This is a genomic window from Winogradskyella sp. ABM4_392, assembly GCF_056160445.1.
Genome location: NZ_JBSWXE010000008.1, coordinates 61,577 through 76,765 on the forward strand (window position 1 = coordinate 61,577; position 15,189 = coordinate 76,765).

Here is a 15,189-nt window from a genome sequence, read left to right on the forward strand (position 1 = left end):
AGGTTGAAAAATATTTTAATTTGTTTCAAATGATTGGCAAATTAACCAATGTTTAACACATCTCGCATAGTGAATACACCTTTTTTATCTTTAATCCACTCAGCCGCAATTACTGCCCCTAACGCAAAGCCTTGTCTACTATGAGCTGTGTGCTTAATGCTTATAGAATCTATTTCAGAATTATATGTTATTTCATGAGTGCCAGGAACTTCAGGAATACGTTTAGCTTCTATATGTATTTCATTAGAAGTTGGCTTTTCTAAAGTCCATTTATCATAATGGGTATTTTCAATAATCTGTTCTGCCAATGTTATTGCAGTACCGCTTGGAGCATCTAATTTTTTTGTGTGGTGAATTTCTTCAATTTCCGTTTTGTAGCCCTCAACTGTAGCCATCAGTTCGCTTAATCGTTTATTCACTTCAAAGAAGATATTAACTCCAAGACTGAAATTTGAAGCGTATAGAAATGTACCATTTTTAGATTGGCAATAATCCACAACTTCTTGATAGTGCTCTAACCAACCTGTTGTACCAGAAATAACAGGTATATTAGCATCTAAAACCGTTTTAATATTGTTTACAGCAGCACTAGGAATACTAAAATCTATTGCAACATCTACGTTAGAAAAATTGAAATCTTCAGAAGGTTTAGAAACCTTTAAAACGATGTTATGGTTACGCTCTAGAGCAATAGCTTCAATACTTTTTCCCATTCTGCCATAACCAAGTAAAGCTATATTCATTAGAATTTAAAGTTAAGAGTTAAGCCTAAATCACCAGAGTTTTCCATTTGGTTATATTGGTAATGCGGACTTAAACTTAAATTTTCATCCACATTAAATTGAAGCAAATGTGCATCTACATTAGCATCTATGATATTAAGTGCATACAATCCTATGGTAACTAGGAGCGAAACTTCTTTGTTTCTCCTAAATTGTTGTTGTGCTCGTATTAATCCATCGTTAGAAATAAGAGGATTACCATTTGCATCAGAAAACTCATCGTCTGTAAAACCTGCTAATCGTCTTTTGTAAGCATCTCGATAACGGTCGTACTGTCTGTCATTTCTTAAATAGAAATAAACTCCAGTACCTATAGCACCCCAAACTATTGGTATTTTCCAATATTTTTTATTGTAAAATTGGCCTGCACCTGGTAAAATGGCGGAATAGAATGCTGCCTTAGAAGGTCTTAAAGGATCTATTTCCGTTTTCTTGATAAGTGCATTATCTATCACAACAGGTTCTTTATCTAGTGCAATACTTGTGCTGTCATTTTCTACTTGAGCAAAAGAAAATGATAGTGAAACAACACACAGAATACCAAAGAAGAGCTGTTTATTTAGCACGCTGTACTAGTTTTTTAATTCTATTAAAATCCTCTTCGGAATGAAAAGGTATTGTAATCTTACCGCTACCGTTTTTTCCAAGCTTTACGTCAATTTTGTGGCCAAAGTAATCTGAAAAATCTTTAATTCCCTTTTTTACATATTTAGGAATCTCGGTAGTTGTTTTATCTTGTTTAGCCTCCTCTCCTTGGTTATTAAGATTTTTAACAAGTTGCTCAGTAGCCCTTACGGATAGTTTGTTGCTAATGATTTTTTCATAAACTTCAAGCTGATCTACAGGACTTTCAATATTTACCATTGCTCTACCATGACCCATAGAAATAAATCCATCTCGCATTCCTGTTTGGATAATTGGGTCTAACTTCAATAAACGCAAATAATTGGCAATAGTAGAACGTTTTTTACCAACACGCTCACTCATTTGTTCTTGAGTAAGGTTAATTTCATCAATTAAACGTTGGTATGATAATGCAATCTCTATTGGATCTAAATCCTGTCTTTGGATATTTTCGACCAAAGCCATCTCTAAAGACTCTTGGTCATTAGCAATTCTTATATAAGCTGGAATCGTTTCTAAACCAATAAGCTTAGAAGCTCTAAAACGACGTTCACCAGAAACTAACTGATACTTGTTAAAGGCTAATTTTCTAACTGTAATTGGTTGAATAACACCTAACTCTCTAATTGATGATGCTAGTTCTCTAAGCGATTCTTCATTAAAGTTGGTTCTTGGTTGAAAAGGATTAACCTCAATACTTTCGATATCAAGTTCAACTATATTACCAACAACTTTGTCTGCATTTTTGTCTTCTGCAGAGTTTATATCATTTTCAGGATCTTTTAGTAACGCTGAAAGTCCACGTCCTAAAGCCTGTTTTTTCGTTGCCTTCGCCATTATAATTCATTTTTCTTTATGAGCTCTTTTGCCAAATTTAAATAATTGGCAGCACCTCTACTACTCACATCATAGTTTATAATACTTTCACCATAACTAGGTGCTTCACCAAGTTTAACATTACGTTGTATAATGGTTTCAAATACCATATCACTAAAATGTTTTTGTACTTCTTCTACAACCTGATTCGATAGACGCAAACGCGAATCGAACATGGTTAGAAGCATACCTTCAATGTCTAACGCTTGGTTATGTATTTTTTGTACACTTTTAATAGTATTTAACAGTTTTCCTAAACCTTCCAATGCAAAATACTCACATTGTATAGGAATAATAACAGAGTCTGAAGCTGTTAAAGCATTCAAAGTTAATAAGCCTAAAGATGGAGCACAATCAATTAAAATATAGTCGTATTCAGATTTTAAATCTGAAATAGCTTGTTTAAGCATATACTCGCGCTCATCTTTATCAACAAGTTCTATCTCAATAGCAACAAGATCGATGTGCGCAGGAATAACATCTACGTTTGGAGCATTAGATGCAGTAATAGCTTCTTTTGCTGGTTTTGTGTGTTCTAAAACCTGATAAGACCCAATCTCTACAGCATCTACATTGATACCTAAGCCAGAACTGGCATTAGCTTGTGGATCTGCGTCTATAAGTAGGACTTTCTTCTCTAGCGCACCTAAAGAAGCTGCTAAATTCACAGAGGTGGTTGTTTTTCCGACACCACCTTTTTGATTAGCAATAGCAATGATTTTACCCATTAAATGATTTGGTTTGTTAAGGGCTTAAAAATACAATTTATTATGGGTTTTGAAAATTGAAGTTGTTAACAGTTTGCTTTTTGTTTCAAGGTAATATTTGAAAGCTTTTTTACGTTCTACTTTGTATAAGCTAACTTAAAGTTAAATATTCATGAAGCATTAATTGTCAGTTTTTTAACACGATTTTAAAATCTTAATATTTAACTTTAGCGTAACCAATAAATTAATCAAAAACATGAAAACGAATTTCCGCACTACACTAGTGCTGGCCATGGCTTTACTATTTTCTATTTTTGTAGAAGCCCAGCCAAGACAAACTGCCTCAGTAGAAGGTATCACAGAGTACAAATTGGATAACGGACTTAAAGTCTTATTATTTCCAGACAATTCTTCGCAAACCATTACAGTTAATATTACTTACAAAGTAGGATCTAGACACGAGGGTTATGGAGAAAAAGGAATGGCTCACTTGTTAGAGCATTTAGTATTTAAAGGCACACCTAAACATCCAGACATTCCAAAAGAATTAACCTCGCATGGAGCGCGACCAAATGGTACCACCTGGTACGATCGTACAAATTATTTTGAAACTTTTAATGCTACAGACGAAAACCTAGATTGGGCTTTAGACTTAGAAGCTGATCGTATGGTGAACTCTTACATAGCGAAGAAAGATTTGGATTCAGAATTTTCAGTAGTAAGAAATGAGTTTGAATCTGGTGAAAACTCACCAACAAGTGTATTAATGCAAAAAGTTATCAGCTCTGCATTTTTATGGCACAATTACGGTCAGTCAACCATTGGTAATAAGTCTGATATAGAGCGTGTGCCAATTGAAAACTTAAAAGCATTCTATAAAAAATATTACAGACCAGATAATGCTGTATTAATGGTTACAGGAAAGTTTGATAAGGACAAAACGCTTGCTTTAATTGAAAAGAAGTTTGGTGGTATTAAAAATCCGGACACTCCATTAAAAGATGTGCCAACTATAGAGCCACCTCAAGATGGCGAAAAGCGTGTGGAATTAAGTCGAGTAGGAGATTTACAGTTAGTTTCTGCATTATTTCATACACCAGCAGGTTCACATGCGGATTATGCGCCTTTAGCACTAGTAGAAAATATCCTTACTGATCAACCTTCGGGTCGTTTATACAAAGCTTTGGTTGAGAGTAATAAGGCGTCTTCTATTTGGAGTTTTTCGCCTTTTACAAAAGAACCAGGATTTATGTATTTTAATGTAGATGTACCTTCAGATAAATCTTTAGCGGATGCAGAAGCTACACTGCTAGAAATGTTTGATGGATTGCGTGAAAATCCAATTACGGAGGAAGAGCTAAATCGTGCAAAAGCAAACCTAGGAAAGCAGATGGATCAGATGCTTCGTAATTCTTCGTACTTAGGTACTTATACTAGCGAGTTTATTGGAGCAGGAGATTGGAGGTTAATGTTTATTCACAGAGATCGTGTCGAGGCTGCGACATTAGAGCAGGTTAATGAGGTTTTAAGTAACTATTTTATTAAGACAAACAGAACGGTTGGAAACTTTGTTCCAACGAAGCAGCCAATGCGTATTGAGATTCCACATACTGAAGGTTTAGAAGACTTGGTGACTAACTATAAAGGAAAAGAAGCATTAAGTACAGGAGAAGCTTTTGATGTGTCTTATGCAAACATTCAAGACCGCTTAGAAACAGGAACTATTGGTAAAACTGGTATCGAATATGGCTTCATTAAAAAAGATAATAGAGGAGAAACTGTTAATGTTAATTTCACTTTTAGAAATGGTAGTGTTGATGATTTAATGAACAAAGGAAGGGTTGCAAATTATACGGCAAGAATGCTTAATAAAGGTACTAAAACCAAATCTAGACAAGATATTGAAGATAAGCTAAGTGAGCTTAAATCTAGCATATACTTTAGTGGAAGTAATGGTAGAACGTATGCTTATGTAACTTCTACCAAAGAGCATTTAATGGAAACATTAGATTTAATGACCGAAATGTTAAAAACGCCAGCCTTTAGTCAAGAGGAATTAGATAAATTAAAAACTCAAGATATTGCAAATATCGAGCGAAATAAAACAGAGCCACAGTACTTAGTGCAAAAACGTTTGGGTGAAATTAATCAAACGTATCCTAAAGGGCATCCATTGTACAACATGTCTATGGAAGAAGAATTGGCAGCTATCAATGATATAACAGTAGAGGGAATGCAAGCCTATTATGATGATTTCTACGGAATTTCAAACAACGCAACTTTAGTAGCCATTGGTAATATTGATGGAGCAACACTAAAAGGGTATTTTGAAAAAGAGTACGCTGATTTTAAATCGGATTTACCATATTCTGAAATTAAAGATCCTTACAAAGTAAATAATCCTGCAAACGAACAAATAAAAACTCCAGACAAAAAGAATGCCTTTACTTTAGGATTCTTAAACTTTGAGTGTAGCCAGTATGATGAAGACTATGCTGCTTTACAAGTAGCTGGATCTGTGTTTGGTGGTGGTTTCTTAAACTCTCGTATAGCAACAAGATTGCGTCAGCAAGATGGTGTAAGCTATGGTGCAGGAGGTGGAGTTAATGTAGATGGAGATAAGGATGATAAAAATTCTGGAATGTACATCTATGCTATTTATGCACCAGAGAACGAAGCTAAGGTGCAAAAAGGATTTGAAGAAGAAATAGCGCGTTTTATCAAAGACGGTATTACACAGCAAGAGTTAGACGATGCAGTTGCTGGTTGGGTACAAGCGCAAAGTGTATCTAGAGCAAAAGACAATGAATTAGCAGGTGTTATTAATAATAATCTTTACTATGAAAGAGATATGATGTTTCAAAAGAACATTGAGGAAAAGGTAAAAAGTCTAACCGTTGAAGATGTTAATAAGGCGATTAAAACTTATTTTAAAGAAATGAAAGAATGGTCTGTTGTAAATGGAGGTGACTTTAAAGAATATGAAATTAAGAAAGATGATAAAGTTGATGATTAATAAATAAAATCATGATAAAAGAAAAGCCCTTCAAATGAAGGGCCTTTTTATTTATTAAAATTAAAATCAGTCAATCAAAATTTCCAAAATCTGAATCGCAGCATCACTAATTTTAGTTCCTGGTCCAAAAACAGCTACGGCACCAGCATCGAATAAATATTGGTAATCTTGTTTTGGGATAACACCACCTACAATAACCATAATGTCTTCTCTGCTATAGTTTTTAAGTTCCTCAATAACTTGTGGAACCAGAGTTTTGTGTCCTGCAGCTAAAGAAGATACGCCTAAAATATGCACATCATTTTCTACAGCTTGCTTTGCAGCTTCTTTTGGTGTTTGAAATAATGGGCCAATATCCACATCAAAACCAACGTCAGCATAGCCAGTAGCTACAACTTTGGCACCTCTATCGTGGCCATCTTGTCCCATTTTTGCAATCATTATACGTGGTCTACGACCATCTTGTTCTGCAAACTGGTCTGCTAGTTCTCTGGCTTTTTTAAAGCTTTCGTCGTCTTTTATTTCTTTGCTATACACTCCGCTAAATGATTTTATTTGTGCTTTGTAACGTCCAAATTCAGCTTCAAGAGCGTCACTAATTTCACCAAGAGTGGCGCGTTTTCTTGCTGCATCTACTGCTAAAGCTAATAAATTTTCTTCACCAGATTTTGCAGCAGCTGTTAATTTTGCTAAAGCATCTGTAACTGCTTTGGTGTCTCTTGTGCTTTTTATATGATTAAGGCGCTCTATTTGTTGGTTTCTAACCGTTTGGTTGTCTACTTCTAAAATGTGAAGTGGATCTTCTTCCTTCAGTTGGTATTTATTCACACCAACAATAATATCTTGTCCAGAATCAATACGTGCTTGTTTACGCGCAGCAGCTTCTTCAATTCTTAGTTTCGGAATTCCAGCTTCAATAGCTTTTGTCATTCCGCCTAATTCTTCAACTTCTTCAATAAGTTTCCAGGCTTTTTCAGCAATTTCGTTGGTTAAACTTTCAACATAATAACTACCAGCCCAAGGATCTACAGTTTTGGTAATATGTGTTTCTTCTTGAAGATATATCTGTGTGTTACGTGCTATACGTGCCGAAAAATCTGTTGGTAAGGCAATCGCTTCATCTAGTGCGTTGGTGTGCAAACTCTGTGTGCCTCCAAAAGCAGCAGCAGCAGCTTCGATACATGTTCTGGCAACATTATTAAAAGGATCTTGTTCAGTTAAACTCCAACCAGACGTTTGGCAATGCGTTCGTAGTGCTAAAGATTTTGGGTTTTTAGGGTTGAACTGTTTCACAAGTTTTGCCCAAAGCATACGTGCAGCTCTCATTTTGGCAATTTCCATAAAGTGATTCATACCAATTGCCCAAAAGAACGATAAACGCGGAGCAAATGTATCGATATCCATACCTGCACCTAAGCCTTTTCTTATGTATTCTAAACCATCTGCTAAAGTATACGCTAACTCAATATCGCAGGTTGCACCAGCTTCTTGCATATGGTAACCCGAAATACTAATGCTGTTAAAACGTGGCATATTCTGGCTAGTGTATTCAAAAATATCTGAAATGATTTTCATCGATGGAGTAGGTGGATAAATGTAAGTGTTACGCACCATAAACTCTTTTAGAATATCATTTTGAATTGTACCTGCTAATAATTCTGGTTTTACACCTTGCTCTTCTGCCGCAACAATATAAAATGCCATAATTGGCAGAACAGCACCATTCATGGTCATAGAAACCGACATTTTATCTAATGGAATCTGGTCGAAGAGAATTTTCATGTCTTCAACCGAATCTATTGCTACACCAGCTTTACCAACATCACCAACAACACGTTCGTGGTCTGAGTCGTAACCTCTGTGTGTAGCCAAATCAAAAGCAACCGAAAGTCCTTTTTGTCCTGCAGCCAAATTTCTTCTGTAAAACGCGTTACTTTCTTCTGCGGTAGAAAAACCTGCATACTGTCTAATAGTCCAAGGTCTGCGAACATACATTGTAGAGTATGGGCCACGAAGGTTAGGAGCAATGCCAGCTACAAAATCTAAGTGTTCTAAATCTTTTAGATCTTCTTTTGAATAATTAGATTTTACTTTAATGTCTTCAGCGGTTGTGAAATGGCTATTAGCTCTTGGCTCTTGGCTCTTGGTTTTTAGCTTTATATTTTGAAGGTTTTTTCTGTTCATAACCTTGTTATTTTATTAAAAATAGAAGCTATAGATTTTGTCTATATTAATTTTTATTCCTCTTTTAATCTATTGATTTCCAAATTTTCAGATAATCTTTTCTCAATTATTGGTTCAATTAGTGTTTTTCGTTTTTCAATCTTTAAAAAAGGACTTACTTCTAAATCATTTTTCATTTTATCAGTAGGATTTGGATGCTTGTTGGTTCCTAAAAGGATTAGTTTTTCAGCATCAAAATCAGCTTGTTCTTTGTCAGCACTTTCTTTTATTTTTCTTTGGATTGTGCCTTCTTTTAATTGACTTAAAAAGCCTCCGTTAGCTTCAATACCTTTAAAAAGAGCTAAAGCTTTTTCAGCTAATTGTTCGGTTAAACTTTCAATATAATAAGCACCATCAGCTGGATTATTAACCTTATCGAAATAACTTTCATTTTTGAGTACTAAGAGTTGGTTGCGAGCTATGCGATCTCCAAATTCATTTGAATGGTGATACAAACTATCGTATGGTAAATTGGCAATAACATTTGCACCTCCTAATACTGCACTCATACATTCTGTAGTGGTGCGAAGCATATTTACATTATAATCGTAAATAGTTTTGTTGCGTTTACTTGGTGTTGCAATTATTTTGCAGTTGGTATTAAAACCATATTCAGTAGCAAGTGTAGCCCATAATTGTCTAAGTGCTCTCAGTTTGGCAATCTCAAAGAAGTAATTTGAGCCGACGGCTGTGTTGAAAGTTACTTCTATTGATTCTTTTATTTCATCTGATAAATTATCGAAATGATTGAGATATTCATTGGCATGCGCTAAGCTATAAGCCAATTGCTGTACAATGTTAGCACCAGCATTTTGGTAAAGACTTGCGTCTATTGAAAATTGATAAGATGATTTTACAATAGTATCAAACTTTTCGTGATCGTCTTTTAAGTTAGTATACCAATTGCCAGTTTTCGCCAAATGACCTATGATATCCGTATCGAAATACGCTCTTAAGCCAGAAGAAGATACAGCAGCATTTTCTCCTATAAATTTTGAAGAAAGAAATTGCATTTTAAAACGTATGCTTGTTTTAGCTAAATCTATTTGATTCAGTATTTCTTCAATTTTTATATCTTCAGATTTAATAACAAATGTTATATGTTCAGCGCCTCTGGTAATAGCATCTGTAGCCTTTGTATTAGCCTCTTTAGCATCTTCTACCTCAATAACTTGTGAGATTTTCCATTTGGTGGCTTTACTCGCTGAGGTTTCTGGTAAACTTTCAAATTCATCAGAATGATAAAACGGCTTAACGTCAATCCCTTCATTGGTGCTCCAAATTAAAGTGTCGTTGTAATCTGCACCTTTAAGGTCTACTTGTATTTTTTGTTTCCAAGCTTTTGAGGAAACAGCTTCAAAATCTTTAAATAAGGATTTACTCATCGTTATCTTGTTTAGCTATGCTGTCTTGGTACTCTATAATGAAAATGTCTTCATTATCTTTTTTCATGTAGTAATTTTCGCGTGCTGCGCGTTCAATTCCTTCTTCTGTACTCAGTTCTTTAATAGCTTTATTGTCTTTTGCAATTTCGTTTTTGTAGTGCTCTTTTTGATACTCTAGTTCTTCAATCTCAGAATTTAATTCATGGTGAAAAAACCATGAGTGCGCATCAAAAAACAACATCCAAACAATAAATACAACCAATACCAGAACGTAAATATTCTTGAATGGCTTTAGATATTTATTATTTAAAAATTTCATTATAATCTTTCGTTTATAATTGTTTTAACGATATCTACGGCAACTGTGTTGTATTTGTTGTTTGGGATTATAATATCGGCATACTCCTTCATTGGCTCTATGAACTGTTGGTGCATTGGCTTTAAAGTAGTCTGATACCTCGTTAACACTTCATCAATATCTCTCCCTCGCTCTGTAATGTCCCGTTTTAAACGACGTATTAGTCGTTCGTCAGAGTCTGCATGTACAAAAATCTTAATATCAAACAATTCTCTTATTTCTGGATGTGATAGAATTAGGATTCCTTCAACAATCATCACCTTTCTTGGTTGTGTTACAATAACATCACCTGTTCGATTGTGCTTAACGAATGAGTATACAGGTTGATTTACGGATTTACCTTCTTTAAGTTCTTTAAGGTGTTTTTCTAGTAGTTCAAAATCAATAGAACGAGGATGATCAAAATTGATTTTTACACGTTCTTCAAAACTTAAATGAGATGTGTCTTTATAGTAAGAATCTTGTGATATGACGCCAACTTCTCCCTCTGGTAGTTCTTGTAGAATTGTATTAACAACAGTGGTTTTTCCACATCCTGTTCCTCCACCAATTCCGATTATAAGCATTGTAAATGTTTAGATTTAGTTAGTTCTGCAAAGTTAGCTAATTAAGGCTAGTTTTTAATGACTTTTGTCACATCTTCTGCGGTAATTATTTTACCATAATTATTTCCCCAACTATTGTTTATGTAATTCATAACGTCCGCAACTTCTTCGTCACTTAAACCTAAAGGTGTCATTACACTATTGTAGGTAATACCATTTACAACAATTTCACCAGACATACCTTTTTTTATCCCTTTTATACTTGCTTCTTGGTTTTCTTTTAAATAATCAGATTTTGCCAAAGGCGGAAAGGCTTTAGGTGCTCCTTCACCATTACTCATGTGACAGGTTATGCACAGATCGTTATAAACTAATTTGCCGCGCTCAAAACTATCTTTTAATTGTGGGTCTGAGGCTGTGTTTTCTTTATTTATTGAATAGTCTGCATGGTTATTTTTCTTGTCATTAGAATTACAAGAAATTATTAATAGTCCTACGACCAAAAGTTTACAATACTTTATCATTGTCTTAATAGCTTTACGATTCCTAAATTTTCTACTCCAACATATATATAACCATCAGGTCCTTGTTCTACGGATCTAACTCTGCCTATGCCGTCTAATAAGCGCTCTTCTTTAATCACTTTGCCATCTTTTAATGTGCATAAGTCTAAATATTGAAATTTTAATGAGCCAACTAATAGATTACCATTCCAATCACCATATTTATTGCTATTAATAAAAGCCATTCCACTTGGCGCTATTGAAGGATCCCAATAGTGAAGCGGTTGTTCCATGCCTTCTTTCTCGGTAATGTCTGTGAATTTTGTACCACTGTAATTGACTCCATAACTAATTACTGGCCAACCGTAGTTTTTCCCAGCTTTTATAATGTTTACTTCGTCACCACCTTTTGGGCCGTGCTCATGTGTCCATATTTCACCAGTTTTGGGATGTATGGTCATGCCTTGAGGATTTCTGTGTCCAAAAGAATAGATTGCTTTTTTAGCATTAGAGTCCTCGTAAAATGGGTTGCTATTTGGAATACTGCCATCAGCATTAATACGATAAATTTTACCACAATCTCTGGTTATATCTTGTGGATTTTCGTCTCGGTTTCCTCTGTCGCCAATAGAGAAATATAGATAACCATCTTTATCAAACTGAAGCCTAGAGCCAAAATGCTGACCTCTTCTAGAATTAGGTTCAGCCTTGTATAACACTTTCCAGTCGGTAAGTGTTTGATTGTTCAATTTCGCAGATGCTATTGTTGTGTTGCCACCGTCTCCTTCACCATCAGATGAAGCATAAGAAAAATAAACTAGGCTATTGTTTTTATAATCAGGGTGAAGCGTCACATCCATTAATCCTCCTTGTCCTCGTACATAGATTTCAGGTAATCCCGAAATTTCAGTTTTTTTATCGTCTTTAAAATGGATTAATTGTCCAGCTTTTTCAGTAATTAGCATAGATCCATCAGGTAAAAACGTAAAACCCCAAGGGATATTTAAACCTGAAACAACAACCTCATGAGTATTTTTAGTATTGGTTGGGTTTTTGTCTTGTGCACAAGTAAGTATGCTTATTAGAATTAAACCTATTATTGGAAATCTTAATTTCATAATTAAAAAAGGAATTTAATATCAATCTTTAAAGTTAGAAAAATGTTGTTGGATAATAAAGAATAAAGGCTATATTTGCAGTCCTAAAATTGATAACCAATATTCGGGGTGTAGCGTAGCCCGGTTATCGCGCCGCGTTTGGGACGCGGAGGTCGCAGGTTCGAATCCTGCCACCCCGACTTTTATAGAAAAAGCTCAGCAAATGCTGAGCTTTTATCATTTATATATACATAATTATTTTAGAAACTACTGAATTCAAAATCAATTCCTGAAATTATTACGGCACTTACTAATACAAGTAATATAAAACCTATAATTCTTGCGCCAATTATTGTCTTTTTATCTTTCTGAAAAAGATAATCCCTTCTTTTTTCATTTTTGTCTTTTATAAATTTCATTTTCTGTAATTTTTTTGATTCTTTTTAATATAAGGCTTTTTGGACTTCATCGCAAGTTAAAAAAGGTTAAAGGGAAACACAGAAAACATAGAAAAGACGCCTTATATGTTAAGCTTTGTTAATTTTTCATACGAGGATTATTATTCCATAGCTTATATTTAAGGTTCGTCGATTATTTTTTAAAATCACTTAAGGTATGTTTAGTTTAACTTTCTGAAAATGAATATAAACTATGCTCACCTTTATTGTTCCGGTAAAAAGTGAACGCGTCTCTGGCGATTGGTTAGAGTTTTGTAATCTAGTTGAACGGACTTTTAAGTCTATTTGCAATCAGACCGATCAAAACTTTAAACTCATAGCGGTTTGCCATGAAATTCCACCAATAAATTTTGAACATAAAAGTATTCATTACTTACAAGTGGATTTTGAGCCTCCAGTTCGAAAAGAAAATGAGAGTAGCGATAGCATCAACAAGCGAAGAGAGATAGATAAAGGTAAAAAGCTAAAACTTGGTGCCCAATACGCAAAAAAAGAGTTTAAAACTGATTATGTTATGACTGTAGATTCTGATGATTATATCAGTAATCATATAGCAGCTTATGTCAATAGTTCTAAAGAAAATTTACCTGGTTGGTATATTAAAAATGGCTATCTACATTTTGAAGGAAGGTCCTTTTTGTTTGCAACATTCAAGTTTAGTTATTTATGTGGAAGTTCTGTGATTGTAAAACCAGAATTGCTACAATATTTTTTTGAAGTTGACCCAATTTTGTATTTCGATCATCGCTTAACGGTTCTAAATAAACAGATAGAGTTAAAGCCTTTGCCTTTTTACGGAGGTATATACAGCATGGCAAATGGTGAGAATCATTTGATGCATGTATCTAACATAAAAAAGTTTAACAACCATAAAGGATGGTTATCATCAGAAGGTCTAAAACGTATTATAGCAAAACTTAAAAATTATCGTTTCCGATTTATCACCAAACGAATTCGAAATGAGTTTAGTTTTAAGGTTTAGACTCATTCTACCCTCACGTAGTTTTCGGAATAAATTCTATTACCTTCTTCATCTAATTCAATTTGTTGAAATTTATTTGGATAGAGGTCTAATTCAAAAATAAACTGTTTCTTTTCTGCTATGACTTCATCCATAACTGCAGAACCAAAGTCTAATACTTCGGTAAGTTGATCACCATCATACTTGTATGTGCCATAACCAAACCACTCTGATGAATCAGCAGGTCTGTGTTTACACCACATTACTTTGGTGTCAGTGTACATTTTTAGTTGTCTAAAATCAGGATTCATTTTAAAAGAATCAACAACGACATTATCTTTATAATTATAAAATCCTGTAAGTTCCCATGTACCTTTTAGGTCATCGAGTTTATCGGTTAGTTCGCTATTAGGTGAACTATTAGACTCTTCTGTACTTTTAGTTTCGTTTTTACACGATAAAACTAGTAACAATAGTATACTTAGAAAAAGAATTTTTGTTTTCATGACAGGTTGATTTAGCTATTAAACACTTAAAAATTAGTAAATTAATCTGAGAAATTAAAGTAATTTGAAAACTTTATGATGCTATAGTTAGTGTTAATAACTTCTATGTAAGGATTTATACAAAAATCCTACTTTTGCTTTGTAATAAAACACAAGATATGTCTGATACAATTGAAAAAGTAAAATGTTTAATAATAGGTTCTGGACCTGCAGGTTATACAGCTGCTATCTATGCATCTAGAGCTAATATGGAACCAGTTTTATACCAAGGTGAGCAGCCAGGAGGTCAATTGACCACTACTAATGATGTTGAAAACTTTCCTGGATATCCAGATGGAATCACTGGACCAGAAATGATGGTACAATTACAAAAACAAGCTGAGCGTTTTGGTACAGATGTGCGTCATGGATGGGTAACTAAAGTAGATTTTTCTGGTGATACCCATAAAGTATGGGTTAATGATGAAAAGGAAATTCATGCAAAGACTGTAATAATATCAACTGGTGCTTCAGCAAAATATTTAGGGTTGCCTTCTGAGCAAAAATATCTACAGTTAGGTGGTGGAGTTTCGGCTTGTGCAGTTTGTGATGGTTTCTTTTACAGAAATCAAGAAGTTGTAATCGTTGGTGCAGGAGATTCGGCTTGTGAAGAAGCACACTATTTATCTAAACTTTGTAAAAAAGTGACCATGCTAGTGCGTCGTGATGAGTTTAGAGCTTCTAAGATTATGGCAGAACGTGTAAAGAAAACTGAAAACATCGAGATTTTATACAATACTGAAACTGAAGAAGTATTAGGTGATGGACAAGTTGTAACTGGTGTAAGAGTTTTTAACAACCAAACTAATGAAAAGCACGATATACCAGCAACAGGATTTTTTGTAGCCATTGGTCATAAACCAAATACAGATATTTTTAAAGGTCAAATAGATTTAGACGAAACAGGTTATATTATTAATGCAGTACCTGGAACAAGCAAAACTAATGTTGAAGGTGTGTTTGTAAGTGGTGATGCAGCAGACCATGTATACAGACAAGCTATTACGGCAGCTGGTACTGGTTGTATGGCAGCCTTGGATGCTGAACGCTATTTAGCGGCTAAAGAGGCTGATTTTGAAGTTGCAACTTCTACCTATAATTAGGTCTTA

General features: G+C 34.5%; 14 protein-coding genes and 1 tRNA gene. 4 read left to right on the forward strand and 11 right to left on the reverse strand.

Going from position 1 to position 15,189, the window contains the following annotated elements; all coding sequences use genetic code 11:
- Window positions 1-41: 41 nt before the first annotated feature.
- The 4 genes from dapB to ACXAFS_RS14120 are packed head-to-tail and all read right to left on the reverse strand — an operon-like array spanning window position 42 to window position 3,010.
- Window positions 42-743, reverse strand: a complete 702-nt coding sequence (gene dapB, locus ACXAFS_RS14105; protein ID WP_475307748.1) for a 4-hydroxy-tetrahydrodipicolinate reductase — start codon at window positions 741-743, stop codon at window positions 42-44.
- Entirely contained in the window at window positions 743-1,348 is a 606-nt protein-coding gene (locus ACXAFS_RS14110) for a DUF5683 domain-containing protein (protein ID WP_475307750.1), read from the reverse strand. The genes dapB and ACXAFS_RS14110 overlap by 1 nt, the downstream gene beginning before the upstream one ends.
- Window positions 1,338-2,243, reverse strand: a complete 906-nt coding sequence (locus ACXAFS_RS14115) for a ParB/RepB/Spo0J family partition protein (protein ID WP_475307751.1) — start codon at window positions 2,241-2,243, stop codon at window positions 1,338-1,340. The genes ACXAFS_RS14110 and ACXAFS_RS14115 overlap by 11 nt, the downstream gene beginning before the upstream one ends.
- Window positions 2,243-3,010 carry a ParA family protein gene (locus ACXAFS_RS14120; protein ID WP_475307752.1) on the reverse strand — a complete coding sequence of 256 codons (768 nt, stop codon included), beginning with the start codon at window positions 3,008-3,010 and terminating at the stop codon, window positions 2,243-2,245. Before ACXAFS_RS14120 ends, ACXAFS_RS14115 begins: the two co-directional genes overlap by 1 nt.
- A 235-nt stretch (window positions 3,011-3,245) precedes the next feature.
- On the opposite strand from ACXAFS_RS14120, the gene ACXAFS_RS14125 reads away from it, so the two are divergent.
- Window positions 3,246-6,005: a M16 family metallopeptidase gene (locus tag ACXAFS_RS14125; RefSeq protein ID WP_475307754.1), complete on the forward strand. Its 2,760-nt coding sequence runs from the start codon at window positions 3,246-3,248 to the stop codon at window positions 6,003-6,005.
- Window positions 6,006-6,071: 66 nt separating this feature from the next.
- On the opposite strand, the gene scpA is transcribed toward ACXAFS_RS14125, so the two are convergent.
- The 6 genes from scpA to ACXAFS_RS14155 are packed head-to-tail and all read right to left on the reverse strand — an operon-like array spanning window position 6,072 to window position 12,137.
- The gene (gene scpA / locus ACXAFS_RS14130) at window positions 6,072-8,189 is read right to left on the reverse strand and encodes a methylmalonyl-CoA mutase (RefSeq protein ID WP_475307755.1); all 2,118 of its coding nucleotides are present in this window, start codon (window positions 8,187-8,189) and stop codon (window positions 6,072-6,074) included.
- Between the two features lie 53 nt (window positions 8,190-8,242).
- The gene (locus ACXAFS_RS14135) at window positions 8,243-9,613 is read right to left on the reverse strand and encodes a methylmalonyl-CoA mutase subunit beta (protein WP_475307757.1); all 1,371 of its coding nucleotides are present in this window, start codon (window positions 9,611-9,613) and stop codon (window positions 8,243-8,245) included.
- Window positions 9,606-9,932 (reverse strand): FtsB family cell division protein, encoded by a 327-nt coding sequence (locus tag ACXAFS_RS14140; protein ID WP_331809466.1) that lies wholly within the window; start codon window positions 9,930-9,932, stop codon window positions 9,606-9,608. The genes ACXAFS_RS14135 and ACXAFS_RS14140 overlap by 8 nt, the downstream gene beginning before the upstream one ends.
- Window positions 9,932-10,537 (reverse strand): uridine kinase, encoded by a 606-nt coding sequence (udk, locus tag ACXAFS_RS14145; RefSeq protein ID WP_475307758.1) that lies wholly within the window; start codon window positions 10,535-10,537, stop codon window positions 9,932-9,934. Before udk ends, ACXAFS_RS14140 begins: the two co-directional genes overlap by 1 nt.
- Before the next feature lie 47 nt (window positions 10,538-10,584).
- On the reverse strand, window positions 10,585-11,040 hold the full coding sequence (locus tag ACXAFS_RS14150; RefSeq protein WP_475307760.1) for a c-type cytochrome: 456 nt from the start codon (window positions 11,038-11,040) through the stop codon (window positions 10,585-10,587).
- The gene (locus ACXAFS_RS14155; RefSeq protein WP_475307761.1) at window positions 11,037-12,137 is read right to left on the reverse strand and encodes a PQQ-dependent sugar dehydrogenase; all 1,101 of its coding nucleotides are present in this window, start codon (window positions 12,135-12,137) and stop codon (window positions 11,037-11,039) included. The genes ACXAFS_RS14150 and ACXAFS_RS14155 overlap by 4 nt, the downstream gene beginning before the upstream one ends.
- A 104-nt stretch (window positions 12,138-12,241) precedes the next feature.
- Here ACXAFS_RS14155 and ACXAFS_RS14160 point away from each other — a divergent pair.
- Window positions 12,242-12,316, forward strand: a tRNA-Pro gene (locus ACXAFS_RS14160).
- Between the two features lie 451 nt (window positions 12,317-12,767).
- Window positions 12,768-13,556 (forward strand): hypothetical protein, encoded by a 789-nt coding sequence (locus tag ACXAFS_RS14165; RefSeq protein WP_475307762.1) that lies wholly within the window; start codon window positions 12,768-12,770, stop codon window positions 13,554-13,556.
- A 2-nt stretch (window positions 13,557-13,558) separates the two neighbouring features.
- On the opposite strand, the gene ACXAFS_RS14170 is transcribed toward ACXAFS_RS14165, so the two are convergent.
- Window positions 13,559-14,041 carry a hypothetical protein gene (locus tag ACXAFS_RS14170; RefSeq protein WP_475307764.1) on the reverse strand — a complete coding sequence of 161 codons (483 nt, stop codon included), beginning with the start codon at window positions 14,039-14,041 and terminating at the stop codon, window positions 13,559-13,561.
- Between the two features lie 158 nt (window positions 14,042-14,199).
- On the opposite strand from ACXAFS_RS14170, the gene trxB reads away from it, so the two are divergent.
- Window positions 14,200-15,183, forward strand: a complete 984-nt coding sequence (trxB, locus tag ACXAFS_RS14175) for a thioredoxin-disulfide reductase (RefSeq protein ID WP_475307765.1) — start codon at window positions 14,200-14,202, stop codon at window positions 15,181-15,183.
- Window positions 15,184-15,189 lie beyond the last annotated feature (6 nt).

Coding starts and splice junctions, on each gene's coding strand:
- dapB (WP_475307748.1), bottom strand. CDS start 743: ATGAATATAGCTTTACTTGGTTATGGCAGAATGGGAAAAAGTATTGAA.
- ACXAFS_RS14115 (WP_475307751.1), bottom strand. CDS start 2,243: ATGGCGAAGGCAACGAAAAAACAGGCTTTAGGACGTGGACTTTCAGCG.
- ACXAFS_RS14120 (WP_475307752.1), bottom strand. CDS start 3,010: ATGGGTAAAATCATTGCTATTGCTAATCAAAAAGGTGGTGTCGGAAAA.
- ACXAFS_RS14125 (WP_475307754.1), top strand. CDS start 3,246: ATGAAAACGAATTTCCGCACTACACTAGTGCTGGCCATGGCTTTACTA.
- scpA (WP_475307755.1), bottom strand. CDS start 8,189: ATGAACAGAAAAAACCTTCAAAATATAAAGCTAAAAACCAAGAGCCAA.
- ACXAFS_RS14135 (WP_475307757.1), bottom strand. CDS start 9,613: ATGAGTAAATCCTTATTTAAAGATTTTGAAGCTGTTTCCTCAAAAGCT.
- ACXAFS_RS14140 (WP_331809466.1), bottom strand. CDS start 9,932: ATGAAATTTTTAAATAATAAATATCTAAAGCCATTCAAGAATATTTAC.
- udk (WP_475307758.1), bottom strand. CDS start 10,537: ATGCTTATAATCGGAATTGGTGGAGGAACAGGATGTGGAAAAACCACT.
- ACXAFS_RS14150 (WP_475307760.1), bottom strand. CDS start 11,040: ATGATAAAGTATTGTAAACTTTTGGTCGTAGGACTATTAATAATTTCT.
- ACXAFS_RS14155 (WP_475307761.1), bottom strand. CDS start 12,137: ATGAAATTAAGATTTCCAATAATAGGTTTAATTCTAATAAGCATACTT.
- ACXAFS_RS14165 (WP_475307762.1), top strand. CDS start 12,768: ATGCTCACCTTTATTGTTCCGGTAAAAAGTGAACGCGTCTCTGGCGAT.
- ACXAFS_RS14170 (WP_475307764.1), bottom strand. CDS start 14,041: ATGAAAACAAAAATTCTTTTTCTAAGTATACTATTGTTACTAGTTTTA.
- trxB (WP_475307765.1), top strand. CDS start 14,200: ATGTCTGATACAATTGAAAAAGTAAAATGTTTAATAATAGGTTCTGGA.